The following is a 26321-nucleotide window of genomic DNA, read 5'->3' on the forward strand; positions in this document are numbered from 1 at the left end:
CGCTGTTCTTCAGGCGTTTCCGGGCGACGGCGGCCGCAGCATGTCGACATGCGGAATGCCGTCTTCCAGATACTCCTCCGAAGTCGGAGAAAAGCCAAAGGCTTCGTAGAAGTGCGTCAGATGGCTCTGCGCGGAGAGCGCGATCGCCTCGTTCGGGTAAAGCCGCTCGCAGGCCACGATCGCCTCGCGCATCAGCGCATCGCCCAGGCGCTTGCCGCGATGATCCGGGGATACGGCGACGCGTCCGATCCGCGGAAGTGCATCGGCCACCGGCCGCCAGAGCCTTGCGCAGGCGAGCAGGCCCGTGCCGTCCAGCAGGCGCAGATGCCGGCAGGCCGGATCGTTGCCGTCGAGCTCGGGGTAGGGGCAGTTCTGCTCCACCACGAAGACGTCGACGCGCATCTTCAGCATGGCGTAGAGGTCGACGGCGGAGAACTCCTCCAGCCTCCGCACGTCGACCGTATAGGCGGGCGAAGTCGTCAATAGACCACCACGCCGCGGATGCTCTCGCCCTTGTGCATCAGTTCGAAGCCGTTGTTGATGTCTTCGAGCGGCATGGTGTGGGTGATCATCGGATCGATCTGGATCTTGCCCTCCATGTACCAGTCGACGATCTTCGGCACGTCGGTGCGGCCGCGCGCGCCGCCGAAGGCGGTGCCCATCCAATTGCGGCCGGTGACGAGCTGGAACGGACGCGTCGAGATTTCCTGGCCGGCGCCGGCGACGCCGATGATGACCGACTTGCCCCAGCCGCGATGCGAAGCCTCCAGCGCCTGGCGCATCACCTTGGTGTTTCCGGTGCAGTCGAAGGTGTAGTCTGCGCCGCCGATCAGGTCGCCGTTGCGCTTCGTCATGTTGACGAGATAGGGCACGATGTCGTCGCCCACCTCCTTCGGGTTGACGAAGTGCGTCATGCCGAACTTCTCGCCCCATGCCTTGCGGTCATTGTTGATGTCGACGCCGATGATCATGTCGGCGCCGGCAAGGCGCAGCCCCTGCAGCACGTTCAGTCCGATGCCGCCGAGACCGAAGACGATCGCGGTCGAGCCGATCTCGACCTTTGCCGTGTTGATGACAGCGCCGATGCCGGTGGTGACGCCGCAGCCGATGTAGCAGATCTTGTCGAAGGGCGCGTCCGGGTTGACCTTGGCGAGCGCGATTTCCGGCAGCACCGTATAGTTGGCGAAGGTGGAGCAGCCCATGTAGTGGTGGATCTTGTCCTTGCCGATCGAGAAGCGGCTGGTGCCGTCCGGCATCAGGCCCTGGCCCTGCGTGGCCCGGATCGAGGTGCAGAGATTGGTCTTGCGCGACAGGCAGGAATAGCACTCGCGGCATTCCGGCGTGTAGAGCGGAATGACGTGGTCGCCCTTCTTGACCGAGGTGACGCCCGGACCGACGTCGACGACGATGCCGGCGCCCTCGTGGCCGAGGATGGCCGGGAACAGCCCTTCCGGATCGGCGCCCGAGAGGGTGAAGTCATCGGTGTGGCAGATGCCGGTGGCCTTGACCTCGACCAGCACCTCGCCGGCCCGGGGACCCTCCAGTTGCACGGTCATGACCTCCAGCGGCTTTCCGGCCTGAACGGCGACAGCGGCGCGTACGTCCATGATCTCTCTCCTTAACTCCAATGGAACCTGATTCGATGCGGACCATTGCAGAGCCCGGGCGGGCACTCAAGTCCATCTCGACGGCGGGGGTGCTCAATCGTCGCCTCGACGACCGCGCATACCCAGCCGGGCGATCTCGGCCTCGAGCGCGTCGATCGCTTCACCGGTCCGGGCATGCAGGCGACGGACCTCCTCCAGCCGCTCGAAAAGAGGGTGGGTGGAGGTTTCCGGGCCCGTCTCGGACGGAGCCTCGCCGATCCCGGCGATCAGCCAGGACGGCGATACGCCGAGAATGCCGGCGAGCATGAACAGCGCCTGCGTGCGCGGCTCGGCATGGTCGCGCTCCCAGTCTCCGACGGTGTCCTCCGGAAGTCCCATCCGTGCCGCGAGTTCGCCGAGCGACAGGTCGAGGGCGTCGCGCGCACGCCAGATGCGGCCGCCGAGCGTGTCGCCATCGGCACGGGGCGAGCGGAAGGGGATGGTGTTGTCATCGCCGGACTTTGCCATGACGGCCTCCGTTTTCTTCAGCGAAATCTTAAGGATGGAAGTGCTGCATGGCTACCCCAAATGCGCCGCGTGCCGCCGCAGCACCCTGCGGCGCCCCTTGACCGCGCCGTGTACGATGCGGTTGAAACAGGCTGACCGCTCGATGATTCCGGGCCGGTCACCTCGCCCATCGAATCGCTCCAGGGTTCACCCATGCAACCGTCGACGGTCCATTTCAGGCAGCACGTGATGCAGGGGATGGCATTGATGGCCTTCGCCATGACGATCCTTCCCGGTATGGATGCGATCGCAAAGTACATGGCGACCTACGAGGGCATGTCGCCGGGGCAGATGACCTTCTACCGCTTCTTCTTCCAGCTCGTCTGCACGCTGCCGCTGCTGTTGACGGTAATGGGCCGCGACGCCTTCCGGGCGAAGAGGCCATGGATGAACCTTTTGCGCGGAGTGCTGCACGGTGCGGCGAGCCTGCTGTTCTTCGTCGCCGTGAAGTACATGCCGCTCGCCGACGTCTTTGCCATCTACTTCGTCGAGCCGTTCATGCTGACGGCGATGTCGGCGGTCTTCCTCGGCGAAAGCGTCGGCTGGCGGCGATGGCTGGCGATCGCAGTCGGTTTCTGCGGGGCGCTGATCGTCATCCAGCCGAGCTTTGCGATCTTCGGCTGGACCGCGCTGCTTCCGGTCGCCTGCGCCTTTCTCTACACGCTCTACTTGTTTCTCAACCGGGCGATCGGGGAGGGCGATTCGCCCCTGACGATGCAGACGATCTCCGGCTTCGGCGGCATGATGTTCATGGCCGGCGCGCTTGCGGTCGGAAACGGCGCGGGGCTGGAAAATTTCGCGCTGTCGCTGCCGCAATCGCCGTTGGCCTTGGGACTGCTGCTGATCCTGGGCTCGCTTTCCGGATATGCCCACCTTCTGGTCGTGCGTGCCTTCCGCATGGCGCCGCTGTCGCTGCTGGCGCCGTTCCAGTATTTCGAGATCATCTCGGCCACGATCCTCGGCTATGCCCTGTTTGGCGATTTTCCCAATCTGTGGAAATGGGTCGGCATCGCCATCATCGTCGGTTCCGGCCTGTTCATCATCTGGCGGGAGCGGATGGCCGCCAGAAACGTCGGCCCTGTGGCACCGGATTGAGACGGCTGTGCCTTTTCGGGACGGACCGGGCGGGAAGCGTCGGCGGGGCCGCGTTCTGCCGGATGCGTTTCTTAACATTTGAAGCATAGTGTGGGACCGGCGTACCGCTGACGGGTCAGACGCGGTCCGCAGGTATCGTTCGTGGAATTCCGCCCCGGGCCGCTCCGGCTTCCGGCGCGGCTGTCAGGTGGCTCGGGGAGCGTTTGCGTGTCGCCGGAACTGTCCGTTGTCATCCTGCTCGGCATCAATCTCGGCCTGGTCTGGCTGCTGCTGGCCGCTCCGCTCGGCCGGCGAACCCTTCGCCTGCGCCGGACCTTCGAAGCGGATGCCATGAAGATCTGGTCGGCGGTCTTCCCGCTGGGCGCTAACGCGGACTGGCACCACTCTGTCATCTCCAGCACGCGGATCGGCGACGGCCGTGTCCGGCAGGCCTATGCGCATGTGGACAGGACGGGAAAGCCGATCCTGCGCACACTCCAGGTGAGCGACGTCACGGCACACGGTCAGGAGCCGGGGCAGGAGCGTCTCGCTTTCTGCGCCCGGGTCGTCGACGATAGCGCTCTGGATCCATCGTTCTGGCGGCATTTCCGTGAGCGGCGCTCGCTGTCGGCGACGGCCTCCGGCAGCGTGCTGACGATCGAGCAGACGGACGACTATCGCGGGCTCGCCTTCCTGCTCTTCCGGTATTTTTCGCTGAGACGCGAGACCAGCGCGCTCGAACAATGGTTGCGAAAGGGTGTGTCGGTACCGAACGGGCTGTTCGAGCGATCACCGGTGCAGGCGGGGCTCGCGGTGCTCTCGACGCTGCTGCTCTGGCCTTTCTTCGGCCTCCACCTCTACGGCCTGATGCTGTCCGTGATGCTGACGGTCGTGATCGTCCTGCACGAACTCGGCCACATGGCGGCCTACCGGGCTTGCGGGCACCGGCATGTGCGCATGATCTTCATTCCCTTCCTGGGCGGGATCGCGATCGGCGGGCGGCCCTACAATTCCCTGTTCGAGGTCGCTTTCTGCGCCCTGATGGGGGCCGGACTGTCGGCCTTCCTGGTGCCGGTGCTGTCGGCGTTGCACGTCCTGCTCGCCCGGGATGGCGCTTTCCACGCGGAGGCCGGGCGGATCGTGCTCGTCTTCCTCGCCATCCTTGGGGCGTTCAATCTCCTGAACCTCCTGCCGATGCAGCGCTTCGACGGCGGGCAGGTGCTGCGGCAGGTGTTCTCCTCGCGGCCGGCCCTGGTCGTCGCCAGTTTCGCGGTGGCGCTTCTCGTTCTCGGCACCGGCTGGCGGGTCGGCCTGCCGCCGATGGCGCTGCTTGCGGGACTTGCGGTGTTCACGCTGCTCAGCATGCTCGGCAGCCGGAGTGCGGTGAAGCCGCGGCACTCGCTGGTGCCGATGACGAACGGGGAGAGGATCCTGGCCGGCTGCGGGCTCTATGCGGCCGTCGGGCTGCACGGATCGGCGATCGTCTACGCCTGCGACCGCCTGTTCGGCTGAGGCTGGCTCGGACAAGCCTGCCGATCGTCCGGGGGGAGCGCTGCCACCGGGCCGAATACCGTCTCGAAGGCGCCCTTCAGGAAGATGTCGACGTCGCCCATCGCGACGGGAAGGCCGAGGTCGACGAGGCTGGTGACGCCGTAGCCGCGGATACCGCAGGGGACGATTCCGCCGAAATGGTCGAGTTCCGGATCGACGTTCAGCGACAGGCCGTGGAAGCTGACCCAGCGGCGCAGGCGAATGCCGATCGCGGCGATCTTGTCCTCGGCCGGAGAGCCGTCGGGCAAGGGCGGGCGCTCCGGGCGTCGCACCCAGACGCCGACGCGGTCCTCGCGGCGTTCGCCGCGGACGTTCATCTGCGCCAGCGTCTCGATGACGACGTCCTCGAGGGCGGCGACGAAGGCGCGCACGTCCTGCCGGCGCCGCTTCAGGTCGAGCATGACGTAGACGACCCTTTGTCCCGGGCCGTGATAGGTGTATTCGCCGCCGCGCCCGGTCTGGAACACCGGGAAGCGATCCGGATCGACGAGGTCCGCGCCGTCGGCGCTGGTGCCGGCCGTATAGAGCGGTGGATGCTCGACCAGCCAGACGAGTTCGTCGGCCTCGCCGGCGGCAATCGCCGCAGCCTCGCGCTCCATCGTCTCCACGGCCACATCATAGGGGACGAGTCCGGGCTCGATACGCCAGCGGATCGGCGGCGAGCCCGCGGTTGCGTGCATGGATTTTTCGAGTTCTGCGCGTTGCATGGTACGGTCCTTCAGGCCCTTCTCTGCCAATATAGGCCGGCCGACGCAAGGTTTTGAGGGCCGAATTCGCCCGTTCGCGAGGGCTGTTGAAATTGTTGTCTTTGCCGTCAGATTTCTGTTGCAATGGCCTTGTGCACCCACAGGGCTTTTGCTACATGCAGCCCCGCCGGCGCAAATCGGCACCTACCACGATGCGGTCGTGGCGGAATTGGTAGACGCGCAGCGTTGAGGTCGCTGTGGGGCAACCCGTGGAAGTTCGAGTCTTCTCGACCGCACCAAGAACCCGGCTCAGGCCGGGTTTTTTGTTTTTATTCAGCGATTTGAAGTTTGCGGTCTCCTTGCGGAGGCATGCACAGGCACGCTCTTTTCGCGCGAGGCAGTTGGCGGCCTGATTTGGCTCGCTGCGCCCCGACTACGCTTCCGTTTTTGCCGCCGCGGCGGGATACGTGCGGGGTGTGACCTGGCCGGTCTTCTTTCGGGTACTTCCGGCCTTCCGCTGGTTCTTGCGCAGATCGACATAGGACGGCATCTCTCCGGCATTGTGGTAGTAGGCGATCAGGCGCCGGCCCTTGGCAAGCTTGCGCAGCGGCTCCTCCACGACGATGCTGTAGTCGGGTGCCCGGCCGAACCAGCCGCTCAGCTTCTCAAGATCGACCGGGTCGTGGACATGGTGCCTGCAACTGCCCTTCGGCCACAGAAAGGGGACGGAGACGAGCACCCGGTCCGCCATCTGCGTCAGGTGCTGCGCGAAGGCGGCCGCGTCGGGAATATGCTCGAGAACCTGGAAGCAGGACACGAAGTCATATTTCTCCTCCGGTTGAAAGGTGAAGAAGTCCTGCTCGAAGCCGACCACGTTCGGCGACGTATAGGGATGGCGGATGTCGACCGTGTGGCGGACGGGAATCCAGCGGAAACGCTCGATGTATTCGGCGTTGGAACTGCCGACATCGAGATAGGACCTTGCGTCGGACGCCAGCACAGACACGATCTGCTCGACGTATCGGTAGTAGAGAAAATTCCTGCGCTTGGAGAAATAGCCCTTCGCCATGTGATGTCCTCAACGGGCGCCGGTCGTCTCATGACGGTGGCGAGGATATCATCTTTCGGATGCGATCGCATCCGCCGGGAGAGCAGCAGCCCGTTGAAGGCGGGCCGTTTCTCAGGTTGAGACAGGCCGGGCCGTAGGCTGCGCAATCCGGTCCTGCCTTTGCTGCGCCGGAACATGTCCGCCATCGGCCTGCCGGTTCGGTCCGGCCGACCGCAGACAGGTTGCTCGCCGGCGTTCTGCCAGTCCGCATCTTCGACGTGGAGGCTCTGCGGCGACCGTCGGATCTCAATTGATGAAGCGGATTGCCAGCATCAGGCGGTCGCCGCGGGTGGGCGGGGACGCACGGTGGTAGCAGGAGGTGTCCTCCACGAAGCCGGTCCCCGCCGGCCCTTCGATGACGAGCTCCTTGTCGCGCCCGAATTCCTTGTAGACGGCCTCCTGGCTGGCGCGGGCCGATCCCAGCAGCATCCTGAGCGGCTTGCCCTTGTGCGAGCGCCTGATCATGACGTGGGCGCCGGAATGGCGATCGGTGTCGGTGATATAGAAGCTGGCATAGAGGAAATCGTAGCCGCCGACGTCGTAGTGATAGTCGATGACGTGGTGCTTCAGCTGGCGCCGCTCCTCGTCGCTCATCGAAGAGCCGAAGCTCCAGTCGAGGATCGTCGTGATCTTGCGCGGTGCGTGTCCGAGATAGCCGCGAACGATGGCGCGCAGGACGGGATCGTTGATGATCTCCCGGACTTCCGGGCAACGGGCCGGGTCGGTGATGCCGCCGATCGGCATCTTCCGTCCGTCGGCCGCCACACCGTTCAAGACCTCCGCATAGCGGAAGGTCGGCCCCTTCGGATCGTAGATCGCATGCAGCGGCTCCGTCAGCGCAAAGGCCCTGATCGCCTCGATGCTCCTGGGGGGGAGGTCGAGGCCGACGAACACGGCTTCGTCGCGAATGCTGCGGATGATGCCGTTCACGTCGGCATCCGGAAAGAGGGTCGATGCATTGCCTGATGTGGCACGCGAGGCCGGCCGCATCGCTTCCAGCGCGCGACGGACGGTTCCGTAGGCGCTGCGAACGGTGCGAAATCGCCCGAACACATAAGACAAGTCGTGGGCCATGACTCTGTTGACAACGCCTGCCATGTTCATGAGGTCACCTCTTGAAGCGGGGGCAATACTTGACGAAGAAAGTATATGTTTCCGTTGGCAATGGTCAGTCGTGCCTGACAGTGAAATGGTGGTATGCGGTAGCAATCTTAGTGCGTAGGTTGCATCCAGCCCGTCGAGACCGGTTACATGCCCGGCCTAGATCAGGAGTTGTATGTATGGTGGTATTCCACGGGATTTCGACGTAGGGCGGGATGACGGACTGACCGATCATTCCCAGCGCGGCCCGATCTTCGTCGGCCAACGCCAGCAGGGTGCCGCCAACGAGAGGCCTGAGTGCGGCATATGCAAGGCATATCAGCCGTTTGCGGAAACTATCTAAACCGATATCGAGAACGACGCGGACGACCGGTCTCCTTCGCGCTCAGGATTGCAGCTTGCGAAACTTCCTGACGATGCGTTCGCGCTTCAGCCGCGACAGCCGGTCGATCCAGAAGATGCCGTCCAACTGGTCGATCTCGTGCTGCAGGCAGACGGACAGGAGCCCGTCGGCTTCCTCGGTCAGGCGGTCGCCGGTGAGGGACTGGTAGCCGACCCTGACCCTCGCCGGGCGTTCGACCTCCTCGGTCAGTCCCGGCATCGACACGCTGCCTTCGACGTGCCTGCGGGTCTCCCCGGAGAACCACTCGATCTCGGGGTTGACGTAGACGCGCGTCGAGGCCGGCCCGTCGAGTTCGATCACCGTCAGCCGCTGCAACGCGCCGACATGGGCGGCGGTGATGCCGATGCCGGGCGCGGCGCGCATCGTCTCGGCAAGGTCGGCCGCAAGGGCCGCGAGCGTGTCGTCGAAGCGCGTCACGGCTGCGCAGCGTGCCCGCAGCCGGGCGTCGGGAAAGCGAAGGATCGGGCGTATCGTCATGAAGGTTCCCCGGTTTGTCTGTGACCGACGTAGCGGGCCGGTGGGCAATTGGGAAGCCCCGGTCTGGACCGCGCCCGGGGGATCGCGTCGCCGCTGCAGGCGGCCGCTTGCAATCGGGTTTTGGGCCATCGGCAACAGTCGCAGAATTTTGCCGCGAACACGGCCGGAATTGCCGTGGGCGGTGTGGACCATGTCAATGCTTTCCGCTAGCACGGAACCGGCTGCAGGGATGCCCGTTCCCTGTTCGTCGGCAAATCGGCGCAGATTCCATTTCCCGTCCCGTTCGCGTTTCAGGCTGGCGCGTTGCCGGGACATGCATCGTGTAGGAGCGGCTCGGATGACGGACACCGGCGAAGACGATCGCGAGCGCGCCCGCCCTGCCGAGGCGCAGGTTGCCGACGTCGACGACATCTATGCGCCGGACGGCTCCGTCCGTAGCGATTTCCTCTTGCAGGTCGGGGCTGCGGTCGCCGATCGCGACATCCTGTTCCTGCGCCGCCACGTCGCCCACCTGCACGAATCGGAGATGGGCGACCTGCTGGAGGCGATCCAGCCGGACCAGCGCCGCGCGCTCGTCTCGCTACTCGGCTCTGATTTCGACCTGGCGGCGCTGACCGAGGTCGACGAGGCGATCCGTCTCGATATCGTCGAGCACCTGCCGAACGAGCAGATCGCAGCGGCGATCGGCGAGATGGATTCGGACGATGCCGTCTACATCCTGGAGGACCTCGACCAGGAGGACCGGGAGGAGATCCTCGCCAAGCTGCCGTTCACCGAACGCGTGCGCCTGCGCCGCTCGCTCGGCTATCCGGAGAGCACGGCCGGCCGGCGCATGCGTTCGGACTTCGTCGCCGTGCCGCCGTTCTGGACGATCGGCCAGACGATCGACTACATGCGCGAGGACGAGGATCTTCCCGACAGCTTCACCGAAATCTTCGTGATCGACCCGACCTTCCGCCTGCTCGGCGTCGTCGAGCTCGACCGGGTGCTGCGCTCCAAGCGCGACGTCAAGGTCGAGGCGGTCATGCGTCAGACCAGCCATCCCATCCCGGCGCTGATGGACCAGGAGGAGGCGGCACAGGTCTTCGAGCAGTACGACCTGCTTTCGGCCGCCGTCGTCGACGAGAACGGCCGCCTCGTCGGCGTGCTGACGATCGACGACGTGGTCGACGTCATCCAGGAGGAGGCCGAGGAAGACCTGATGCGGCTTGGCGGCGTCGGGGACGAAGAGCTTTCGGACACGGTGCTAGAGACATCGCGCTCGCGCGTGCCCTGGCTGCTCGTCAATCTCTTCACCGCCTCGATCGCCGCGTCCGTCATCTCGCTGTTCGAGGCGACGATCGAGCAGATCGTGGCGCTGGCGATCCTGATGCCGATCGTGGCCGGGATGGGCGGGAACGCCGGCTCGCAGACGATGACGGTGACCGTGCGCGCGCTCGCCACGCGCAACCTCGACATTCACAACGCCTGGCGCGTCGTGCGCCGCGAGGCGGGCGTCGGGCTGCTCAACGGCATGCTGTGCGGGACTCTGATCGGCTTGGTCGCCGGGCTCTGGTTCCAGGATGCGGATATCGGCGGGATCATCGCCACCGCGATGCTGATCAATATGATGGCCGCGGCACTGGCGGGGATCCTGATTCCGCTGGTGCTGGACAAGGTCGGCGCGGACCCTGCGGTGTCCTCGGCGGTGTTCGTGACCGCGGTGACCGATACGACCGGATTCTTCTCGTTTCTCGGGCTTGCGACCTGGTGGTTTGCGATCGCGTGAGCCGCAAAAATTGACTTTCACGTAAAAGTAAATAAAATTGCGCCGACAGAAAATATCGGAGCCGGCGTGAACAAGTACTACACCATAACAGAGCTGACGCGCGAGTTCGGCGTCTCCACCCGGACGCTGCGCTTCTACGAGGACGAGGGCCTGATCCATCCCGAGCGTCGCGGGCGCACCCGCCTGTTCCGCCCGGCGGACCGGCATCTGATCAAGGAAATCCTGCGCGGGCGCCGTATCGGCTTCACCATTTCCGAGATCCGCGAGATCATCCAGGTCTACAAGGATCCTCCCGGCGAAATGGGCCAGTTGCAGCTTCTCATGCAGAAGGTCAGCGTGAAGCGCGACGATCTCAGACAGAAGCGGCGTGACATCGACGAGACGCTGGCGGAACTCGACAATGTCGAGGAAGCCTGCCTGACGCGGCTGGCCGAAATCGGCGTCGGGACCTGACGGTTTCCTATTCTTCCGGAGGGGGCGTCGTCGAATAGGCCTCGACGGTGCACTGCTGCGAGATCTCGGCGATGCGGGCGTCCGCCATGTTGACCGTGCCCCGGTTCAGCGCGTCGAGCAGGTTGCCTTGCACCAATCGATCGAGCGTGCAGTCGCAGAAGGTGCTGCAGAAGCCGGCATCCGTGTCCCTGCTGCAGGCCGCGACGCAGCTGTTGCGATAGCTCTCGACCGGATCGGCTGCCGGCGGCGGCACGACCAGCGAAAAGAGATAGACTAGCGCGATCAGCACGGGCTGGTGGATCAGATAGATCGGCAGGCTATGCCTGCCGGCTGTCCCAAGCAGCGAAACGGCCCGGTTTTCTGTGCGCCGGTCCGAAGTCGCGGGCAGGGGCTTCGCCCACTTGCCATAGAGCTGAGCAGCCGCCATGCCGAGGAGGAACGCGCCGAACCAGGGAAGGAGCGGCACATAGTCGTTCGACCGTGGCGGCGTCAGCGACAGCCCGATCCACCAGAGCATGGGGTGGTCGAAGACGGGGCTGCGCAGAAAGTGCGGGGCTGCGAAGGCGGCGGCGGAGCACAGGAGCACGATGGTGACCGGCAGGCCCAGGAACGGCAGGCCGAGCAGGCTTGCCGCCGCGATCAGGTGCAGGATGCCGAAGAAGATGAAGCTGGACGGGAAGATGAAATAGGTCGCGACCGTGATCGCGAGCGCGGCCAGGACGATCTTCGCCATCCGGATCCAGAACGGCCGCCAGCGAATGGCCGGGCGATGGCCGAGAACGAGGCCGAAGCCGGCGAGAAAGATGAAGCTGCCGGCGATCAGGCGGGCAAAGATGCGAAAGCCGCCGGTGGCCGCGGTGCCCGGGGCGATATAGCCGAAATAATCGAGATCCCAGCTGAAGTGGTAGATCGCCATGGCGACCAGCGCGATCCCGCGCGCCGCGTCGAGCCAGGCGAGCCGCCGGGCGGGAACCTTGCCGCCCATGCGTGCTGCCGCGGAATCCTGGGTCTGCTCGGTGGAGGCGGGCGTCTGTCGGTCGGTCATGGGGGCCTGTCTACGCGGATTCTGGCTGAACTGCATGGCTAGAGGAGGGAGCGCCCCGTCGCAAGCGGTATCGGCCGGCCTTGCCGGGTTCAGTCGACCTGTTCCAGCACGGTCCGGCGCGCCTCCGAATAGAACTGCCGGCGAATGAGAACGAAGATGATGAAGGAGGTGGTGACCATGAAGAGGTAGGGGCTGACGAACCAGCCGAGGTAGCCGATCGACAGGAAGATGGCCCGCAGCCCGGCATTGAAGTGGCTGGCGGCAAGGATGTTCATGCGGATCACCTTGTCGGCGGCAAGGTCGGCTCCGGCCGGGTCCTTGTGGATGTCGCCGGCCATCGGCACGGCGCCGAGAAGGATGGTGCAGTAGTTGAACAGGCGGTAGGACCAGCCGAACTTGAAGAAGGCATAGCCGAAGATGCAGGCGAGTCCCCCGACCTTCAGCTCGAAGCCCGCGCGCCCCGCCTGGAACACCAGCGGCAGGTCGCCGAAGATCATGAAGACCTGTTCGGTGGCGCCCAGCAGGGCGAAGCAGCCGCCGAGCGCGAGAATCGAGGTGGAGGCGAAGAAGGCGGTACCGTTCTGCAGGCCGGCCATGATCTGCGTATCGATCATGCGCAGGTCCCGGCGCATGGCGTTGCGGATCCAGGCGGCGCGCTGGGCATTCATCGCCCGCGTCAGGCTCACGCGGTCGCGAAAGCGCCGGTTGTCCGTGATCCTGGCATAGGCCAGCCACAGCAGGATGAAGAAGACGAAGGCGATCGGATCGGCGATGGTCATGGTTGGAGATTTGCCACGGATTGGGCATCTTGCAAACCGGTGCCAGGCTGGATGGGGCGCGATTTTCATATTGCCGGCTATTGTGTGGCGGGCAGGCATGCAGTCTGCACATGTCTTCGAAGGTCAACCTGTTGATTTTTAATAATATGCCATGTATCTAAAATACCGCCACTGTGCATCTGCCATGGTTTGGCCATTTTTCCGCATTGCCTTTTCATCTTTCCTTCACTAATGAGGGGCCGTCGGCGGGCGATTGGCACCGCACGGCATGTCGTTCACCATTTTGGGGAAATCATGGAAAGTTCCGTTCAGAAGGCCTGCTGGGGCCTTACGTTCCGCATGGTTCTCGGTTTTGCAGGCTTTCTCGGCCTTGTGTATCTCTTCGGCGGCAACTGAGAGAGTTCACTGATAGAGACTTGAAAGGGCGCGCCGATCCGTGGCGCGCCTTTTTTGTTGGCCGCCTTTCTGGGCCTGCCATGCGCTCGATGGCGGCCTGTCGGGGATGTCGCATGCGTATCAGCGAATGTCGGGTCGCTGCCTTGTGCCCTTCCTGCTATCGCGTAGCTTCGTTCAAGGGTTTCACGTATTGCCGTCCGCGCCTGTCGTCGCCATCTAACAGGTGAGTTCGGGCTGCGATGCGGTCCAGGGTTTCGGCAGGTCCACGGCATGTTTCTTTCCGTCTTCGACGTCTTCAAGATCGGTATCGGCCCCTCCAGTTCCCATACGATGGGACCGATGTCGGCGGCCAACCGCTTCCTCGACCTGATCCTGTCTTCGGACTGGCCGCGACCGGCCGGGGCTGCCGTCGCGGCGATCCGGATGAGCCTGCACGGCTCGCTCGCCTTCACCGGCGTCGGCCACGGCTCCGACCGCGCCGTCATCCTCGGGCTGATGGGCGAGCGCCCGAACCTGGTCGATCCCGACCGGATGGACGAGATCGTCGCCGAGGTGGAGCGCACCGGCCGGATCACGCCGCCCGGCCACCCGTCCTATGCCTTCCAGCCGAAGCACGACCTGGTGTTCGACAAGAAGACGCCGTTGCCCGGCCATGCCAACGGCATGACCTTTTCCGCCTATGACCGCGACGGCCGGCAATTGCTGAAGCGCATCTATTATTCGGTCGGCGGCGGCTTCGTCGTCACCGACACGGAACTGGAGGCGATGCGCGCCACCAAGGCGCAGGCCAGCGAGCGCAAGGTGCCGTTTCCGTTTGCGACCGCCAACGAGATGCTGGAGATGGCGCAGCGTTCCGGCCTGACGATCGCCCAGATGAAGCGGGCGAACGAGGAGACGGCGATGTCGCGCGCCGAGCTCGATGCCGGCCTCGACGCGATCTGGACCGCAATGACGAACTGCATCGACCGCGGCCTGCAGGGCGAGGGGATCATGCCCGGTGGGCTGAAGGTGAAGCGCCGCGCCCGCATGATCCACGACAAGCTGCATGCCGAATGGCGCTCGAACAAGTCCAATCCGCTCTTGGCCAACGACTGGCTCAGCGTCTATGCGATGGCGGTCAACGAGGAGAATGCCGCCGGCGGCCGGGTCGTCACGTCTCCGACCAACGGCGCCGCCGGCGTCGTGCCGGCAACGATTCGCTACTACCTGCATTTCCACGAGGACGCCGATGCCGACGGCATCCGCGACTACCTGCTGACCGCCGCTGCGGTCGGCGGCATCATCAAGCACAACGCGTCGATCTCCGGCGCCGAGGTCGGCTGCCAGGGCGAGGTGGGGTCGGCCTCGGCGATGGCGGCCGCGGGCCTTGCCGCGGTGATGGGCGGCACGCCGGAGCAGATCGAGAACGCAGCGGAAATCGCGCTGGAGCACCATCTTGGCATGACCTGCGATCCGGTGGCGGGCCTCGTGCAGGTTCCCTGCATCGAGCGCAACGCGCTGGGCGCGGTGAAGGCGGTGACGGCCGCGTCGCTGGCGATCAAGGGCGACGGCACGCACTTCGTTCCGCTCGACGCCTGCATCGAGACGATGCGCCAGACGGGCGTGGACATGAACGAGAAGTATAAGGAGACCTCGACCGGCGGTCTCGCCGTCAACGTCGTCGAATGTTGACGACGGCTGCGGCTGTGGAGCGGTTTCGTCCGGCTTGACGCCGGCTGCGGAAACGCGTTGAAGGGGCCATGGCCCTGCATCTCATCAAGCTTTGTGTCGGCGCGGATTCGATCGAGGACCTGCGCGAGTGGGTTTCCAGACGGGCGCTGGTGGCGATGGCCGCCGGCCTCGAGCCGACTTCGAGCCATACTACCCGGATGGTGCCGAAGCGCGCCGCAGAACTGCTCGACGGGGGCTCGCTCTACTGGGTGATCAAGGGGCAGGTGCAGGCGCGGCAGCCGCTGCTCGACCTGAAGACCTTCACCGACGCGGACGGCATCGGCCGCTGCGAACTGGTGCTCGGGCCGGAAGTGATCGAGACGGAATTCCAGCCGAAACGGGCCTTCCAGGGCTGGCGCTACCTGAAGGTCGAGGAGGCGCCGCGCGACCTCAAGAGCCTCGGCGCCGATGGCGCCGAACTGCCGATGGATTTGCGCCGCGAACTCGCCGAACTCGGTCTGCTATAGGCGGCTCAGGCCGCCCGGGCCGCATCCGCCCGGCGCAATTCCCCGGTCAATGGGCGGTGTAGGCGCCGTCCACCAGATGGCAGCTGCCGGTGATGAAGCTCGCCTCGTCGGAGAGGAGGAAGCTGACGAGGGTTGCTACCTCTTCCGGCGTGCCGCGACGGCCCATCGGCTGCAGCGCCTCCAGCCGCTTGTTGGCGGCGAGCTTGGCATGCTCCGACAGGAGCGGCGTCTCGATCCAGCCGGGCGCGACGGCATTGATGCGCACGCCGTGCCGCGCATATTCGATCGCCGCAACCTTGGTCAGGCCGACCACGCCGTGCTTGGCCGCCGTATAGGCCGCGGTCGCCGGAAGGCCGACGCAGCCGAGCACGGAGGCCATGTTGACGATGGCTCCGCCGCCTGCGGCCAGCATGGCGTTGATCTCGTACTTCATCGAATAGAAGACGCTGTTGAGGTTGACGTCGATCAGCTTGCGCCAATTGTCGAGCGGGTAGTCCGCCGTCATGGCGAGGCTGCCGTGGAAGCCGGCATTGTTGACGGCCAGATGCAGCCCGCCACAGTTGGAAACGGCAAATGCCACAAGCCGCTCGACCGCTTCCGCATCAGTGACGTCGACTGCGACATCCCTTGCCTCGCCGCCGCTCTCCCGAATCGCGGTCGCGACCTCCCGGGCCGCTTCCGAATCGATATCGGCGACGACGACCTGTGCGCCGTTCGAGGCGAGACGCCGGCAGACCGCCGCGCCGATTCCCGATCCGCCGCCTGTGACGAGAGCCACTTTTTCGGAAAAGCCAGAGGTCATTTTCCCCCTCCCATCCATTGTTTTTACCCAGTCGAACAGAGGCCGCTAAGGGAAGCAAGCCATTTCGACCCTGGCCGAAAGTGCGGTGTGGACAGCACACAGCACCTCCTAATGCGGATCGCGGTGCGCAGGTTCCGGCCGTCCCTGTTGCTACGAGGCTTGGCCAATCGGCAACGTGATGCTAATTCTAGCTGCAGGGGTTGGTCTGATCGCTGACAGGTGCTCATGAAAAAAGACTTTTCTTCCAGCCGCCGGGCCCTGCTGCTCGCCAGCCTCGGGCTTCTGGCCACCGGCGCCTCCGGCTGCCGTTCGATATATTCCCGCTACATGCCTTCGGACTATTCCAGCTATCGCGTCGACCGGCAGTATCGCCGCAAGAGCGTGGCCTATGACGGCTACGAGCCGGCGGGCACGATCGTCGTCAACACCTATGAGCGCTACCTCTACCATGTCGAGGGCGGCGGACGGGCAACCCGCTACGGGGTCGCCGTCGGTGAGGAAGGGCTTACCCTCAAGGGAGAGGCGAGCGTCGGCCGCAAGGCCGAATGGCCGTCCTGGACGCCGACGGCGTCGATGATCCGCAGGAAGCCGCACCTGGCGCAATATGCCGGCGGCGTCGAGGGCGGGCCGAACAATCCGCTGGGGGCTGCCGCGCTCTATCTCTACCGGGGCGGACAGGACACGCTGTTCCGGCTGCACGGCACCAATGAGCCCTGGTCGATCGGGCGGGCGGTCTCGAGCGGCTGCGTGCGGCTGACGAACGACGACATCGTGCATCTCTACAACAGGACCCCGATCGGGGCCCGGGTCGTCATCATCTGACATCCGGGCGAGGGCACCGGAACGGAGGCGCCCGCCGACGATCCCAAGCCGGCTCACGAGCGGCCAAACCTGCAAGAATTCGATTCGTCCGGGCAAATATCGTCCGGGGCGAACAGGTCTGTCCGCGTCGATGACGGGTACAGACCACGCTCATCACGCAATTGCTACAAGCCGTTGAAAAATCTGATCTTGGCCGCTCTTCCGACGAATTAACTTTGTGGCGCTTCTGCACTATGCCTTTGTTGTTTTTGCGGCTATTACTAAGGTGTTGCCTTCGAAAACCTATTCCGAATCAAGGAGAGGACACATAGATGAGCAGACTTTTCATTCTGGCAGTAGCAGTGCTTTCCGTGGCCGGCCTCACGGCATGTGACACGGTCGGCAAGGGCAAGGGAAAGGCTCCGCCTCCGGTCGAACAGCCGGCCCCGGTCTACAAGTAAAGACTGATCTTGGTCCGGGGAGGCGCCTTGCGGTGCCTCCCCGTCCAGCTTGAAATGCGTGCTCCGGCCCGGAGTGCACAAGGCAATCCCAGAACAGTGCAGGCCTACGACTTACGTGGCATGCGATGGAGCGTGTTCATGACGCTGGGCAAGAGCCATACATCGCTTTTGATCCTCTTTTCCCTGGCACTCGCCTCCTGTCAATCGGAGGACAAGCCGCCACTTCCCCGCTACACATCCGAATTTCGCGGCTACGCCGGCGCGCCAGAGACGAACCGGAGCGCGGCGCGCTACTACATCGAATTCCGGTCGCGCTATGCGCTCACCTACGGCCATTCCTACGTGGTCTTCGGCCAGATGGGGAAGGGCGGCAAGCCGGCCACCCAGGAGGTGGCGGGACTTGCGCCGGCCTCGAACGATCCCACTCCCTACGTGCTCGGCCATTTCGTTCCGGTGCCGGCGGAGACCGGCGCCAGCGACGGCGACCTGGAAGAAGAGTACAGGTCGGCAAGCTGGCGTGTTATGCTGACGGAGGCGGAGTACCGCAAGACGGTGGCCTTCATCCGGCAATTGCAGGCGAAATCCAAGGTCTGGCAGGCTTCCGTCTACAACTGCAACGCCTTCGTGGCGGAGATCGCCCGCTCCATGGGCTACAAGGCCCCGGCGATCTGGCTCCGGCCGCAGCAGTTCATCACGAAGCTTCGTGAGATGAATGGGGGATAAGATCATGACCGATCGGGAGACGTCGACGCCGCGGCCGGGCGAGGGCTTGCGGTGAACGGCATGGGTATGTCTGTCGCGACCCTGGGTGCGGTCCTCTGGGTGCTGGGCGGGATCGCCTGGTACGTCATCCGCTATCCGTTCGAGCGTCGCGCGCGGCGCACGCGGGTCGTATTGAACCGGCGCTCGCCGGTCGACATGTGCGGTCTGGGGGCTGCGATGCTCGGCATGGGGCTGGTGCCGGCGATCTATGTCGCCACCGGCTTTCCGGCATCCGCCGACTATCCGGCCGGCGCCTTCCGGGTCGTCCTCGGCGCCGCCCTGTTCTTCGCCGCCGTCTGGCTCTTCCGCAGGACGCACAAGGAACTCGGCAAGAACTGGTCAATCACGCTCGAGATCCGCGACAAGCACAGGCTGGTGTCCGGCGGGCCCTATGCGCTCGTCCGCCATCCGATGTATACCTCGTTCCTGATGATGGCGATGGGGCAGGCGCTGCTGCTCGCCAACTGGTTCGTCGGACTGGCGGGGCTCGCGGGTTTCGCGCTGCTGTTCTTCCTGCGGGTGGACCGGGAGGAGCGGATGATGCTCGACACGTTCGGCACCGAATACCGGACCTACATGGACAGGACGAAGCGAATCATACCGTTTGTCTACTAGGACGCGCCACGGGCTTTCAGGTCGTTCGCTGCACTCCGGGTGATGGTTTCCATCATGTCGTGACCGCAGGCGAACAGGCGCGGGTTTCGGAGGAACGATGCGAGGCAGGGCCCTTAAGATTTCGGCGCCGCGGCGGCTCGTCTGCGATCTGATGCGCTTTTCGATCGGTATCCCGCGGGTGACCGTTCAGCGGCAGATGAATATCGCGCCGCTTGTGGCCGCGCGCGCGGCCCGGCCGGATCGGCCCTCCTGGAGCGTCCTCTTCGTCAAGGGCTACGGGCTTCTTTCGCAGGAGGTGCCGGAACTCAGGCGCGCCTATGTCAAGCTGCCCTGGCCGCATTTCTACGAATATGCGCTCAGCGTTGCCTCCGTCGCCCACGAGCGCGAATTCGAGGGCGAGAGAATCGTGCTGCTGGGGTCCATCAAGGGGCCGGAGCGGCGGACGATCACCGAGCTCCAGGCGATGATGGAAGCCGCGCGGACGCGTCCGGTACTGGAGAACAAGGAATTCCGCCGCGCGCTGAAGATCGCGCGGCTGCCGGGCCCGCTGCGCTGGCTCCTGATGTGGCTGGGGCTCAATCTGCCCCGGCGGCGCGGCCGCCATTTCGGCACCTTCCAGTTCTCCGTCTATTCGGGGCTCGGCGCGGAATCGCTGAACCCGCTGACGCCGCTGACGACGCTGCTCAATTACGGCCCGATCCGCGAAGACGGCACGGTGACCGTGCGTATTCTCTACGACCACCGCGTGATGGACGGGGCGAACGTCGCCCGTGCGCTTGAGCGCTTCGAGGCGATCCTGAACGGCGAGGTGGCTTCCGAGGTCAACGGCATGCCGGGCGGCAATGCGTCTTCGGCGGGGGCCGGTCACCATCCGGCGGCGAGGACGACGGGATGACCGACGTCTCCGTCGAAAACAGGCCGGCCGTGGTCGTCGTCGGCGCTTCCCGCGGCATCGGCCGGTCGATCGCCCGGGTGGCCGCCCGTGAGGGCGGGCCGATCGTGCTCGTCGCCCGGTCCCGTGAGGGGCTTTCCGACGTGGCGGCGGAGATGCGTGCTGCGGGGGCGGAGCCACTCACGGTCGCCCTCGATCTGATGGCCCTGGACGCGGCACGGCGGTTGCAGGCGGAACTGGACCGCAACGGGCTCTACTGCGACGTTCTCGTCAACAGCGCCGGGATCGGATTGCGGGGCGCTGCGACGCTCCTGCCCGTGCAGGACCAGATCGGCATCGTCGATCTCAACATCCGGGTGCTCAGCGAACTGACGTTGCATTTTTTGAAAGGGATGGCGGCCCGCAAGCGCGGCGGCGTGCTCAATCTCGGCTCGATTGCCAGCTTCACGCCGGGACCCGGCATGGCGATGTATTATGCCAGCAAGGGTTTCGTCCGCTCCTTCTCCGAAGCGCTCCACACCGAGATGCGCCCTATCGGCGTGACGGTCACCTGCGCCTGCCCGGGTCCGGTCGCGACCGAATTCCTCGAGCTGTCGGGAGCAGGGAAGTCGATGCTGTTCAAGGTGCTGCCGCGGCTTGAGCCGGACTATGTGGCGGAACGCGCCTGGCGCGGGTTCCGGGCCGGACGCCGGCTCGTCATCCCCGGCATTTCGGCCAAACTGACGGCATTGGCATCATCGGTGGTGCCGTCCGCCTTGATGCTGCCGTTGATCGCCCGGTTGCAACGGCGCAGCGGCGATCTCTGCCCCTGCGGTTCCGGCAAGCGCTACGGCAATTGTTGCGGCAAATAGGCGGCCGTCGCGACGGTGATCCGACGGAGGAAGGGAAGGGCGTGGCCCCTCCTAGCGGACGCGCATCCTGATGGGATGGCTGCGGCCGTTGCGATGCACATGCAGATGGATGCCGACCTCCGGCTGCGCGGTGCGCCAGGCGCGGGCGCCGTGCGCGAGCAGCATGCCGACCAGATCCTTGGTGCGGGCGCGCGAACGATTGAGCCCGATGTCGGCGATCCGCAGCGCCGCCTCATGCAGCGGGTGCAGGCTGCTCCTAAGATCCCGCCTGGCTCTTTGCCTCGTGCCGGTGACGTTCTCGTTCATGACCGTATTGTCCCTCGTACGCAAAACCCAATCGAGGTCGACGGATGCCTTAAGGCGGCTCCGCCCGCCCGGTCTCGGTCGCCGGGCAACAAACCCGTCCGGCGAATGCCTCGACCGAGGCTGAATTTCCAACGCCGCTGGTCCATCTGTTATCGTGTCCCTGCGTCGTTCATGCTGTTACTGTTGGCTCGCCCAGCAGGCGAAGCCCTTTTTCTTCAAGGCCTTGCAGGCGTTGACGGCGCTGTCCTGACCGGAGAAGCCGGCAAAGCGGGCCCGGTAGAGCTGGCCGTTGCCCTCGCCGACGGCGACGGTGAACGGCTGGGCGCCGCGCAGGGCCTTGCCGCCACGGTCCTTGGCGTTGTCGAGCAGGATCTGCGCCTGGTTGCGGTCCGGAGTCGCGCCGATCTGGATCACCCAGCCGGACTGTGCCGACAGTTCCGATGCGGCGGCAGCGGTGGACGAGGTGGTGAGCGCATCGACCGAATTGTCGGCATCGCCCTGCTCGATCACATCCTCGATCGCCGGCTGCGGCGTTGCGACCTGACGCTGGATGCGCAGCGTGGCGGCGAGTGCGTCCTTGCCGACGACGCCGGCAGCGTTGCCGCTGGAGGTGGCGGCGTAGGCCGTCTCGATCCGGGTCTCCTCGTAGCGGTAGGTCGGGACCGGGCCGTTGTCGGGAAGATCGAAAGCGGCGGCGGCTGAGGCGACGTTCGCGGACACGGCCTTTGCGGCGGCACCGGCGGTCAGCGTCGGTGCATCGGCGGTCTCGGCAATCAGGTTGCCGCTGCCGCGGCGCGAGGCCTTCGGCATGTAGCTGGCGATCAGCTTCTTCATCTGCTGGTCGCGCGAACCGCCCGAACGGCCGCCGATGACGACGCCGACGACGCTGCGGCCGTCGGCCTGCGCGGAGGTGACGAGGTTGAAGCCGGAAGCGCGGGTGTAGCCGGTCTTGATGCCGTCGACGCCGCGGACAGCGCCGAGCAGCCGGTTATGGTTGCCGATCGTCTGCTTGCCATAGCGGAAGCTGCGGGTGCTGAAATAGTCGTAATACTGGGGAAAGTGCTGGCGCAGCGCGAGGCCGAGGCGAGCCTGGTCGCGCGCGGTGGTGACCTGCGCCGTGTTGGGCAGGCCGTGCGCATTGCGATAGACGGTGCGCGTCATGCCGAGCGCGCGCGCCTTTTGCGTCATCATGCGGGCGAAGCGGTCTTCGGAGCCGCCGAGAAATTCGCCGAGGGCGGTGGCTACGTCGTTCGCAGAACGGGTGACGAGCGCCTGGATGGCCTGGTCTACGGTGAGCTTGCTGCCGGGGCGGACGCCGAGCTTGGAGGGCGGCTCGCCTGCGGCATGCTTGGAGACGGGAACCTGCGTGTTCTTCCTGATCTTGCCGGCCTCGAGCGCCTCGAAGGTCAGGTAGAGCGTCATCATCTTGGTCAGCGAGGCGGGGTAGCGCAGCTCGTCGGGGGCTTCGCTATAGAGGACCTTGCCCGTTTTCGCATCGATGACGATGCCTGCATATTTCGGACTTGCCTGTGCTGTGGAGGCTGTGGCCGCCGCGACGGCGCCCGCCACGAACAGGCATTTTGCCGTTGCACCTGCAAGACCGGCCGCGCGCGAAAGGAGGACGGAAAATACGGAACGGAACACGCTGTTACTCTTCAAGTCTCTGATTGCTGTTTCGTTCGGACCATGAGGCGAACGACGATTTGAGCGATCCTATCGGTGCAGGGTTACCAATCGGTTTATGATGAATCATTGGTTGAGCGTTTCTGTCGCATTTTGGTGTTCGGGGCGGCGGGGGGAGAGGTGCCCCTTTTCGGTCAGGCTCGCGCCGGCGAAGGTTCTGATGACCTGCTCCATCGCCCGCCACTGCGGCAAAAGTCTGCTCGAGAACCGGTAGAGGAGCGACAGATCGTCGCCGATGTGGATATCGCGCTGGCAATCGGCGCTGGTGGTGGCATGCCCGGACCCCGGCAGGATGCAGCGCACCGCATAGGTGGAGCCGTCCGGCAGGGGGGCGGTGAGGAGCACTTCCTGCTCGTAGCCGGAGCTTGCCTTCAGCCGGCGCAGGGTCAGGCCCGCCGGGGCGTCTTCCGGTGTGCCGTCGAAGAGGTGCGAATAGATCGGTCCGACCCGCCCGGACATGTCGCGGGACATCGTGCTCTGCGAAAGCTGCAGGAAAATCAGGCTTTCCGGCCTTGCCACGTCGTTGAAGCGGCTTCGGTTGGCGGCCGTGTAGCCCTCCATCTCAGGCCAGGTCAGGTAGAGATCGATCCGGTCGGTCGGACCGCTCACGCGCTGGTCCTCGAAGCGGATGGCGTTGGCGGGCAGGTGCAGGAGGTCCTGGCCGATCAACACGTTGACGTTCGTGCGATCCTCGGTGTGCCCGGCCAGCGCGATGTGTTCGCCGATCGTCCGCCCGCCGATACTGATGGCGACGGTCAGGCCGGCAAGGGCTGCCACGCCGAGCGTCAGCCGCTTGAGGAAGCGGGGCGAAACGAGGGTGTCCGCTTCGGTGTCCATGGCATGGGGGCTTGTTTGCATGATCGTCCCGTAGCGACCCTGGGGAGGGAGAGGGCCAGGCGAGACGCTACCGGGCGGACCCGGCGCGGAGCTTGCCTGCATGCAACCGAAGGTGTTTCGGATATGGTTGATATTCGGTTAACGGGTGACCGCAGACGGTGCAAGTCCCCAAAAACGGCGGCCGGCCCAAGGGACAGAGAGCCGACCGCCAGGGCCGTGGTCGGGACGGGATTGGGACTGACCGGGCCCTTGCTCTTGCCTGAAGCCGTAGCCCTTCCGAGGAGGGGCGTCCGGGATCGACGGCTACTTGTTTACGCTGCCGACGGCGACCGTCGCGCGGCCGTCCTCGAGCTTCACCCATCGGCCGGCATGGCGCTCGGACTGGCGCTTGAGGAAGCGATACTCGGTCTCCGACCAGAGCAGGACCTTATCGCGCATGTTGTCGAGGACCAGGTCGCCGCGGTCGGTGCGGACGGTGAGGACGGCATGGCCTTCGCCGTTCGGCTGCAGGACCACGGTGATCAGCAGGTCGGAGGCGGAGAAGCCCGCCTCGATCAGGCGCTTGCGCTTCAGGAGAACGTAGTCCTCACAGTCGCCGGCGCTGCCGGGGTAGCTCCAGCGCTCCTCCACGCCGTAGATCTCCTGGTCGGTCATCGGTTCGACGGCGCTGTTGACGCTGTAGTTGATCTCGAGGATCTGCTTCCAGCTCTTCTCCGTCAGCACCATCGGACGGTCCGCCTCCATGGCGGTGCACTCGTCGGCGTGCTGTTTGCAGAACTCGTAGTGGCCGATCGGCTGGTTCGTCGGCCCCGCCACCGACATGCTCGCCGGAGCAGCCAAGGCGGCGGCGCCGAAAGCGAAGGAAATCAGAACTGCGAGTGTCCCTGTCCAGGAAGTCTTCTTGATCATTGCCGTGTCCCTGTGTTGAGGGAACAATGGCATCAATCTTTTTATTCCACGCGAAGTCTCGAAGTATAATTTAGGTCAATGTTTCGACGTATAAGAATAAAATCAGAAATACATTCGATTTATATTTGAAGAAAATTTAAGTAAAATTCTATCGATTTTCGGGGTCGCGGAAGGGCGTTCCGGACCGGGAAATTCCTGTCAGATCATTGTATTTTATGGAGTTTTCAGCGAATTGGTGTTGCTGCGAGCGCCGGCGCGGCGCGGGTGGCCCCTGGGCGGCGCCACGGTCGGGTGGCCGATTCGGGGCGGTTCGCGGCGCTTCGATCGCTCTCGGTGTCGGCAAATCGAAATTGCGCCCGGCGACAAATTTCGCAGGACGACCTGGGAGAGGTGGGGTTTCGGATCAGAGGAAGGCTGTCAGGGCTTCCTTCGACTGCACGCTCGAAAACTCGATCGCGACGCCTTCCTGGAAATGGCGGACGACCCGGCCGCGCATGTTACCGAGCCGGACCGGGGTGCCCACGGCCGGGCGGACCTCGATATCGATCGCAGCACCGGAAAGCGAGAGGTCGATGATGCGGCAGGGATAGTGGCGGCCGTCGTCGAGGGAGAGTTCGGTGCGGCCGTTCCGCGGCGTCAGGCGATCGTGCTGGCGGTCTTCAGGCAGGCCGAGTTCATGCTTGTTGGCGATCCAGGTGAGCTGGGCGGCGAGCTTCTCGCGCTTGCGTTCGGTCGCATTGACGAGGATGACGAAGCCGTCGTCGGTGCTCTTGCTGACGGTGCCCTCGATGCGGCCGAGGTGATCGACATAGGCGATGATCCGCTCGCCGGCGCGCGGACGCGCATGGCAGGCGAAAAACACGTCGCCCGGCGACATGTCTATGACGGTGCATTCGTATTCGTCATGGTTGGGCAGCATGAGGCGGCCCGGGAGATTGACGGAAACGCGCTGGAAGCTCCGCTGGTCAGGCTGTGTTCGATGGGTCGCCGGCGACGTTTGCTGAAACGAATACATGGGCGGACGGAGGCCTGATTAATCTCTCTTTCCAACTCCTAACCTTTCGAGGTTAACAGTCCGTTCCCGTGCCGTTGCAACTGTTGGGAATTGGAATGATTTAAGGTTGCAGACCTCATACCAACCTGCGCTGATATTGACCGAATTGCGTGGGACCGCCTGCGGTCATCCGGAAAGGAGCATACCGCAGAGCGATGCCTGGGCATCGGTCGAGGATTGCGACGCCGCCGGTGGCCGACAGGCGGCCCACCCGGAGGGCCGGGCGCCTTTGGACTGCGGACGGCGTCGAAAATCCTCGCCGGACCGACAGGTCCGACTGCGGTTTTCTCTTGGCCGCAGGCCAAAATCGCTCCGGTGCAATCGGTCAATATCAGTGCAGGTTGGTATCAGCGGCCGCCGTCGAACACCTTGAGGTGGAGGACACGGCGGACGGCCTGGCCGAATTCGTGGCGCCGAACGGCGACGACGGTGGTTGCCGGAGCGGCGGGCGCGGACGGGGGCAGGGCGCCGGACAGGGCCGCTGTGTTCTCCCCGGATTCTTCGAGTGCCAGCGGAATGGCCTCCACCGTCTTCAGCAACAGGTGACGGAGCGGCATGTCGAGCGGCTGGACGGCGGTGAGGGGACAGAAGGCGCCGAAGACGCGGTCGGCGCGCGAGCCGTGCGAGGTCATCGGCAGCAGAGCGATCTCGACAGGCGTTGCCTGGACCGAGCGCCCATAGGCGGCCGCGTGCAGGACGGCGGGCGTACGCTGGTTCATGATGTTGTGGCAGATCCTGAGGATGCGGGGACGCAGGTCGGCAGGAAACAGGCGCTCGAAGCCCGTGGTCCGCAGTTCGCGGCCGAACAGGGTGCAAAGGCGCGTGCCGGCGAGCCGGAACGACACACCGCCACCTGCGAGCTGTTCCAGGATGAAAAGGTCGGGCAGAAAATGCTGAAGTGCCGCCGGTGCGATGTCGCGCCGGTTGGGGATGTCGCGGTTTCCTTTCACCGCCGACCAGTGTTGAAAGATCGCTGTCGTCGTCGCCTGCATCGGTATTCCATTCCGTGCTGTGTCAAACCGGCACGTCATGTGCCGGCGTCCGCCGGTTCGGAATTACCAAGCGAAGATCGTGCCAGCCCGGGCATTAAGGTTAACCATTGGTTTCGATTGTGTGTTCCGTCCGGACATGGCACAGGATGGTCATCACTTCATGAGGGGAAACCTTCAGCACACAT

Annotated in this window: 28 protein-coding genes and 1 tRNA gene; 13 read left to right on the forward strand and 16 right to left on the reverse strand. The window is 64.8% G+C overall.

Annotated features, from left to right (window positions below):
- Nucleotides 1–9: 9 nt before the first annotated feature.
- The 3 genes from LQK81_RS08690 to LQK81_RS08700 form a co-directional block, all read right to left on the reverse strand.
- Nucleotides 10–483 (reverse strand): GNAT family N-acetyltransferase, encoded by a 474-nt coding sequence (locus LQK81_RS08690; RefSeq protein WP_230805384.1) that lies wholly within the window; start codon nt 481–483, stop codon nt 10–12.
- A complete protein-coding gene (locus LQK81_RS08695) occupies nt 480–1607 on the reverse strand; it encodes an S-(hydroxymethyl)glutathione dehydrogenase/class III alcohol dehydrogenase (protein WP_230805386.1) in 1128 nt (375 codons plus the stop codon). The genes LQK81_RS08690 and LQK81_RS08695 overlap by 4 nt, the downstream gene beginning before the upstream one ends.
- 93 nt (nt 1608–1700) lie before the next feature.
- Nucleotides 1701–2114, reverse strand: a complete 414-nt coding sequence (locus tag LQK81_RS08700) for a helix-turn-helix domain-containing protein (RefSeq protein WP_230805387.1) — start codon at nt 2112–2114, stop codon at nt 1701–1703.
- Between the two features lie 192 nt (nt 2115–2306).
- On the opposite strand from LQK81_RS08700, the gene LQK81_RS08705 reads away from it, so the two are divergent.
- On the forward strand, nt 2307–3248 hold the full coding sequence (locus LQK81_RS08705; protein ID WP_230805388.1) for a DMT family transporter: 942 nt from the start codon (nt 2307–2309) through the stop codon (nt 3246–3248).
- Between the two features lie 207 nt (nt 3249–3455).
- Nucleotides 3456–4739, forward strand: a complete 1284-nt coding sequence (locus LQK81_RS08710; RefSeq protein WP_230805389.1) for a hypothetical protein — start codon at nt 3456–3458, stop codon at nt 4737–4739.
- On the opposite strand, the gene lipB is transcribed toward LQK81_RS08710, so the two are convergent.
- Entirely contained in the window at nt 4712–5485 is a 774-nt protein-coding gene (gene lipB / locus LQK81_RS08715) for a lipoyl(octanoyl) transferase LipB (protein WP_230805390.1), read from the reverse strand. The genes LQK81_RS08710 and lipB overlap by 28 nt on opposite strands.
- 193 nt (nt 5486–5678) lie before the next feature.
- Here lipB and LQK81_RS08720 point away from each other — a divergent pair.
- A tRNA-Leu gene (locus LQK81_RS08720) sits at nt 5679–5763 on the forward strand.
- A 134-nt stretch (nt 5764–5897) separates the two neighbouring features.
- On the opposite strand, the gene LQK81_RS08725 is transcribed toward LQK81_RS08720, so the two are convergent.
- From LQK81_RS08725 to LQK81_RS08735, 3 genes are all read right to left on the reverse strand, one after another.
- On the reverse strand, nt 5898–6533 hold the full coding sequence (locus tag LQK81_RS08725; protein WP_230805391.1) for a class I SAM-dependent methyltransferase: 636 nt from the start codon (nt 6531–6533) through the stop codon (nt 5898–5900).
- Between the two features lie 285 nt (nt 6534–6818).
- On the reverse strand, nt 6819–7502 hold the full coding sequence (locus LQK81_RS08730; RefSeq protein WP_230805392.1) for a hypothetical protein: 684 nt from the start codon (nt 7500–7502) through the stop codon (nt 6819–6821).
- A 556-nt stretch (nt 7503–8058) separates the two neighbouring features.
- Nucleotides 8059–8553, reverse strand: coding sequence for a peptide deformylase (locus LQK81_RS08735; protein ID WP_230805393.1), 495 nt, complete (start codon nt 8551–8553; stop codon nt 8059–8061).
- 337 nt (nt 8554–8890) lie between these two features.
- Here LQK81_RS08735 and mgtE point away from each other — a divergent pair, with 337 nt between their 5' ends.
- Both mgtE and LQK81_RS08745 read left to right on the forward strand, forming a co-directional pair.
- The gene (gene mgtE, locus LQK81_RS08740; RefSeq protein ID WP_230805394.1) at nt 8891–10321 is read left to right on the forward strand and encodes a magnesium transporter; all 1431 of its coding nucleotides are present in this window, start codon (nt 8891–8893) and stop codon (nt 10319–10321) included.
- 66 nt (nt 10322–10387) lie between these two features.
- Entirely contained in the window at nt 10388–10774 is a 387-nt protein-coding gene (locus LQK81_RS08745) for a MerR family transcriptional regulator (RefSeq protein ID WP_230805396.1), read from the forward strand.
- 7 nt (nt 10775–10781) lie between these two features.
- Here LQK81_RS08745 and LQK81_RS08750 read toward each other — a convergent pair whose 3' ends face one another.
- Together LQK81_RS08750 and LQK81_RS08755 are read right to left on the reverse strand one after the other, a co-directional pair.
- On the reverse strand, nt 10782–11819 hold the full coding sequence (locus LQK81_RS08750; protein ID WP_330166540.1) for a heparan-alpha-glucosaminide N-acetyltransferase: 1038 nt from the start codon (nt 11817–11819) through the stop codon (nt 10782–10784).
- A gap of 89 nt (nt 11820–11908) precedes the next feature.
- Nucleotides 11909–12598: a DUF599 domain-containing protein gene (locus tag LQK81_RS08755; RefSeq protein ID WP_230805398.1), complete on the reverse strand. Its 690-nt coding sequence runs from the start codon at nt 12596–12598 to the stop codon at nt 11909–11911.
- 666 nt (nt 12599–13264) lie between these two features.
- Between LQK81_RS08755 and LQK81_RS08760 the strand changes: the two genes are divergently transcribed.
- Together LQK81_RS08760 and LQK81_RS08765 are read left to right on the forward strand one after the other, a co-directional pair.
- Complete coding sequence (locus LQK81_RS08760; protein WP_230805400.1) at nt 13265–14665, forward strand: L-serine ammonia-lyase; 1401 nt, start codon at nt 13265–13267, stop codon at nt 14663–14665.
- Nucleotides 14666–14733: 68 nt separating this feature from the next.
- Nucleotides 14734–15171: a DUF1489 family protein gene (locus LQK81_RS08765; protein WP_230805402.1), complete on the forward strand. Its 438-nt coding sequence runs from the start codon at nt 14734–14736 to the stop codon at nt 15169–15171.
- Nucleotides 15172–15217: 46 nt separating this feature from the next.
- On the opposite strand, the gene LQK81_RS08770 is transcribed toward LQK81_RS08765, so the two are convergent.
- Nucleotides 15218–15973, reverse strand: coding sequence for an SDR family NAD(P)-dependent oxidoreductase (locus tag LQK81_RS08770; protein WP_230805404.1), 756 nt, complete (start codon nt 15971–15973; stop codon nt 15218–15220).
- A gap of 225 nt (nt 15974–16198) precedes the next feature.
- On the opposite strand from LQK81_RS08770, the gene LQK81_RS08775 reads away from it, so the two are divergent.
- The 6 genes from LQK81_RS08775 (at nt 16199) to LQK81_RS08800 (ending at nt 20355) form a co-directional block, all read left to right on the forward strand.
- Nucleotides 16199–16795 (forward strand): L,D-transpeptidase, encoded by a 597-nt coding sequence (locus LQK81_RS08775; protein ID WP_230805406.1) that lies wholly within the window; start codon nt 16199–16201, stop codon nt 16793–16795.
- A gap of 311 nt (nt 16796–17106) precedes the next feature.
- On the forward strand, nt 17107–17235 hold the full coding sequence (locus LQK81_RS08780; protein WP_230805408.1) for an ABC transporter: 129 nt from the start codon (nt 17107–17109) through the stop codon (nt 17233–17235).
- 138 nt (nt 17236–17373) lie between these two features.
- Nucleotides 17374–17958 carry a hypothetical protein gene (locus tag LQK81_RS08785; RefSeq protein WP_230805410.1) on the forward strand — a complete coding sequence of 195 codons (585 nt, stop codon included), beginning with the start codon at nt 17374–17376 and terminating at the stop codon, nt 17956–17958.
- A 66-nt stretch (nt 17959–18024) separates the two neighbouring features.
- Nucleotides 18025–18612: a protein-S-isoprenylcysteine O-methyltransferase gene (locus tag LQK81_RS08790; protein WP_230805642.1), complete on the forward strand. Its 588-nt coding sequence runs from the start codon at nt 18025–18027 to the stop codon at nt 18610–18612.
- A 97-nt stretch (nt 18613–18709) separates the two neighbouring features.
- Nucleotides 18710–19507: a 2-oxo acid dehydrogenase subunit E2 gene (locus LQK81_RS08795; RefSeq protein WP_230805412.1), complete on the forward strand. Its 798-nt coding sequence runs from the start codon at nt 18710–18712 to the stop codon at nt 19505–19507.
- Nucleotides 19504–20355, forward strand: a complete 852-nt coding sequence (locus LQK81_RS08800) for an SDR family NAD(P)-dependent oxidoreductase (RefSeq protein WP_230805414.1) — start codon at nt 19504–19506, stop codon at nt 20353–20355. Before LQK81_RS08795 ends, LQK81_RS08800 begins: the two co-directional genes overlap by 4 nt.
- Before the next feature lie 51 nt (nt 20356–20406).
- Here the strand turns inward: LQK81_RS08800 and LQK81_RS08805 are convergent, their stop codons facing one another.
- The 6 genes from LQK81_RS08805 to LQK81_RS08830 all read right to left on the reverse strand — a co-directional run bounded on the left by LQK81_RS08805 (nt 20407) and on the right by LQK81_RS08830 (nt 26136).
- Complete coding sequence (locus LQK81_RS08805) at nt 20407–20661, reverse strand: hypothetical protein (RefSeq protein WP_230805416.1); 255 nt, start codon at nt 20659–20661, stop codon at nt 20407–20409.
- A gap of 177 nt (nt 20662–20838) precedes the next feature.
- Nucleotides 20839–22305, reverse strand: coding sequence for a D-alanyl-D-alanine carboxypeptidase (locus tag LQK81_RS08810; protein WP_230805418.1), 1467 nt, complete (start codon nt 22303–22305; stop codon nt 20839–20841).
- A 105-nt stretch (nt 22306–22410) separates the two neighbouring features.
- Nucleotides 22411–23202, reverse strand: a complete 792-nt coding sequence (locus LQK81_RS08815; protein ID WP_230805420.1) for a hypothetical protein — start codon at nt 23200–23202, stop codon at nt 22411–22413.
- A gap of 282 nt (nt 23203–23484) precedes the next feature.
- The gene (locus tag LQK81_RS08820) at nt 23485–24003 is read right to left on the reverse strand and encodes a transglutaminase-like cysteine peptidase (protein ID WP_442967103.1); all 519 of its coding nucleotides are present in this window, start codon (nt 24001–24003) and stop codon (nt 23485–23487) included.
- Between the two features lie 490 nt (nt 24004–24493).
- Complete coding sequence (locus tag LQK81_RS08825; RefSeq protein WP_230805422.1) at nt 24494–25105, reverse strand: PilZ domain-containing protein; 612 nt, start codon at nt 25103–25105, stop codon at nt 24494–24496.
- A gap of 386 nt (nt 25106–25491) precedes the next feature.
- A complete protein-coding gene (locus LQK81_RS08830) occupies nt 25492–26136 on the reverse strand; it encodes a PAS domain-containing protein (RefSeq protein ID WP_230805423.1) in 645 nt (214 codons plus the stop codon).
- Between the last annotated feature and the right edge of the window lie 185 nt (nt 26137–26321).

Source organism: Rhizobium sp. GN54 (assembly GCF_021026345.1).
Classification (GTDB): domain Bacteria; phylum Pseudomonadota; class Alphaproteobacteria; order Rhizobiales; family Rhizobiaceae; genus Mycoplana.

What these genes read in the sequence shown, in the direction of transcription:
- LQK81_RS08815 (WP_230805420.1), bottom strand. Translation starts at nt 23,202, where the DNA reads ATGCAAACAAGCCCCCATGCCATGGACACCGAAGCGGACACCCTCGTT.
- LQK81_RS08820 (WP_442967103.1), bottom strand. Translation starts at nt 24,003, where the DNA reads ATGTCGGTGGCGGGGCCGACGAACCAGCCGATCGGCCACTACGAGTTC.
- LQK81_RS08790 (WP_230805642.1), top strand. Translation starts at nt 18,025, where the DNA reads ATGTCTGTCGCGACCCTGGGTGCGGTCCTCTGGGTGCTGGGCGGGATC.
- LQK81_RS08805 (WP_230805416.1), bottom strand. Translation starts at nt 20,661, where the DNA reads ATGAACGAGAACGTCACCGGCACGAGGCAAAGAGCCAGGCGGGATCTT.
- LQK81_RS08775 (WP_230805406.1), top strand. Translation starts at nt 16,199, where the DNA reads ATGAAAAAAGACTTTTCTTCCAGCCGCCGGGCCCTGCTGCTCGCCAGC.
- LQK81_RS08700 (WP_230805387.1), bottom strand. Translation starts at nt 2,114, where the DNA reads ATGGCAAAGTCCGGCGATGACAACACCATCCCCTTCCGCTCGCCCCGT.
- LQK81_RS08780 (WP_230805408.1), top strand. Translation starts at nt 17,107, where the DNA reads ATGAGCAGACTTTTCATTCTGGCAGTAGCAGTGCTTTCCGTGGCCGGC.
- LQK81_RS08795 (WP_230805412.1), top strand. Translation starts at nt 18,710, where the DNA reads ATGCGAGGCAGGGCCCTTAAGATTTCGGCGCCGCGGCGGCTCGTCTGC.
- LQK81_RS08725 (WP_230805391.1), bottom strand. Translation starts at nt 6,533, where the DNA reads ATGGCGAAGGGCTATTTCTCCAAGCGCAGGAATTTTCTCTACTACCGA.
- LQK81_RS08785 (WP_230805410.1), top strand. Translation starts at nt 17,374, where the DNA reads ATGACGCTGGGCAAGAGCCATACATCGCTTTTGATCCTCTTTTCCCTG.
- LQK81_RS08705 (WP_230805388.1), top strand. Translation starts at nt 2,307, where the DNA reads ATGCAACCGTCGACGGTCCATTTCAGGCAGCACGTGATGCAGGGGATG.
- LQK81_RS08735 (WP_230805393.1), bottom strand. Translation starts at nt 8,553, where the DNA reads ATGACGATACGCCCGATCCTTCGCTTTCCCGACGCCCGGCTGCGGGCA.
- LQK81_RS08800 (WP_230805414.1), top strand. Translation starts at nt 19,504, where the DNA reads ATGACCGACGTCTCCGTCGAAAACAGGCCGGCCGTGGTCGTCGTCGGC.
- LQK81_RS08750 (WP_330166540.1), bottom strand. Translation starts at nt 11,819, where the DNA reads ATGACCGACCGACAGACGCCCGCCTCCACCGAGCAGACCCAGGATTCC.
- mgtE (WP_230805394.1), top strand. Translation starts at nt 8,891, where the DNA reads ATGACGGACACCGGCGAAGACGATCGCGAGCGCGCCCGCCCTGCCGAG.
- lipB (WP_230805390.1), bottom strand. Translation starts at nt 5,485, where the DNA reads ATGCAACGCGCAGAACTCGAAAAATCCATGCACGCAACCGCGGGCTCG.
- LQK81_RS08770 (WP_230805404.1), bottom strand. Translation starts at nt 15,973, where the DNA reads ATGACCTCTGGCTTTTCCGAAAAAGTGGCTCTCGTCACAGGCGGCGGA.
- LQK81_RS08695 (WP_230805386.1), bottom strand. Translation starts at nt 1,607, where the DNA reads ATGGACGTACGCGCCGCTGTCGCCGTTCAGGCCGGAAAGCCGCTGGAG.
- LQK81_RS08825 (WP_230805422.1), bottom strand. Translation starts at nt 25,105, where the DNA reads ATGTATTCGTTTCAGCAAACGTCGCCGGCGACCCATCGAACACAGCCT.
- LQK81_RS08755 (WP_230805398.1), bottom strand. Translation starts at nt 12,598, where the DNA reads ATGACCATCGCCGATCCGATCGCCTTCGTCTTCTTCATCCTGCTGTGG.
- LQK81_RS08830 (WP_230805423.1), bottom strand. Translation starts at nt 26,136, where the DNA reads ATGCAGGCGACGACGACAGCGATCTTTCAACACTGGTCGGCGGTGAAA.
- LQK81_RS08765 (WP_230805402.1), top strand. Translation starts at nt 14,734, where the DNA reads ATGGCCCTGCATCTCATCAAGCTTTGTGTCGGCGCGGATTCGATCGAG.
- LQK81_RS08760 (WP_230805400.1), top strand. Translation starts at nt 13,265, where the DNA reads ATGTTTCTTTCCGTCTTCGACGTCTTCAAGATCGGTATCGGCCCCTCC.